Source organism: Psychrobacter sp. 1U2 (assembly GCF_051847575.1).
On the sequence record NZ_JBPYDC010000409.1, the window covers coordinates 1 to 1,119 of the forward strand.

The following is a 1,119-nucleotide window of genomic DNA, read 5'->3' on the forward strand; positions in this document are numbered from 1 at the left end:
TTTAGTATTGATCATTATTGAAACCGTTAAAACTGTAAGTCTATTTTAGTAGCATTGCTTTGACGGTTTTCAATTAAATAGCTATTTATCGTTTCTAATAAGCATTTGGTTAGGAAGGTACTTTTTATACCCTTTTTGTAATTTTAACGTTATTAACGTTGTAGTTTACCTAATAGTTTTATGAAAACCCGTGACAGCATCTGTTATGCCACCTATAATGGGGGCTCATTTGGGCTAAATGAACCTACCTATCATCATCGCTTATCGTGTAACACTTTACTTATCGTATGAGGCGCCTATATTACTTTATGGTTGTCGTATATAGGTTCTATGTCATGACGATTTAGTGATGATCTGTAATTGAGATGTAATGTAATGAGTAATAATTTTTTAATGCGACATAAGGAGTGTGACGCATGCTAATTTTGACACGCCGTGTGGGCGAGACGTTAATGATCGGTGATGAAGTCAGTGTTACTGTTCTGGGCGTTAAAGGCAATCAGGTACGTATAGGTGTTAATGCACCTAAAGATATTGCAGTACATCGTGAAGAGATTTATCAGCGTATCCAGCAAGAGCGTACAGTACAATCACAGATGCAACATCTTGAACAAGGCAATTTTGCGCCATCATTTGATGATGAAGACTACTTTAATCGTTAATTTAACCTGCTTTGAGGTCATTTACTTATGAGTATCCGCCAATCAGACGTATCGGCTTTGCTTAATGGATTGAACAAAAAAGCCATTGGATTTAATGATGTTATCAGCTTTATTGATGATTTTTATCGCTATGCACCAATGCCATTCGTGAATGGCTTACTGCATAATGATGCTGGTGAAAATGAAGGGAGTGCAAAAGTCTTTGGCTTTGCTAGACATCATGGCTTAGATCAATTAGATACCCTAAAGCTTTTCGGTGAGCATTACGAAAAGGTAAAAGCTACGCCGAATGGTACAGACCATGCTAACATTCGTAATTTTTTACATTGGGGCTGGCAGGGATTTTTAATGGAAACAAATCCACTGACATTACGTCCAAACGTAGATACTACTGCATTGTAAGCTATATAGTGTCTGCCACTATAAAAAAGCCACGCTATGATGATAGCGTGGCTTT

Annotated in this window: 1 protein-coding gene and 1 pseudogene; both read left to right on the forward strand. The window is 37.3% G+C overall.

All coding sequences use genetic code 11. The features are described from left to right. Positions 1 to 416: 416 nt before the first annotated feature. Positions 417 to 584, forward strand: a pseudogene (gene csrA / locus ACS8FD_RS16205) (carbon storage regulator CsrA); the annotation flags it as partial. Between the two features lie 105 nt (positions 585 to 689). Further along, the gene (locus ACS8FD_RS16210) at positions 690 to 1,064 is read left to right on the forward strand and encodes a HopJ type III effector protein (RefSeq protein WP_439260694.1); all 375 of its coding nucleotides are present in this window, start codon (positions 690 to 692) and stop codon (positions 1,062 to 1,064) included. The last annotated feature ends 55 nt before the right edge of the window (positions 1,065 to 1,119 follow it).

Bases quoted from the DNA above. Each gene is read 5' to 3' on its own strand.
- ACS8FD_RS16210 (WP_439260694.1), top strand. From the start codon at position 690: ATGAGTATCCGCCAATCAGACGTATCGGCTTTGCTTAATGGATTGAAC.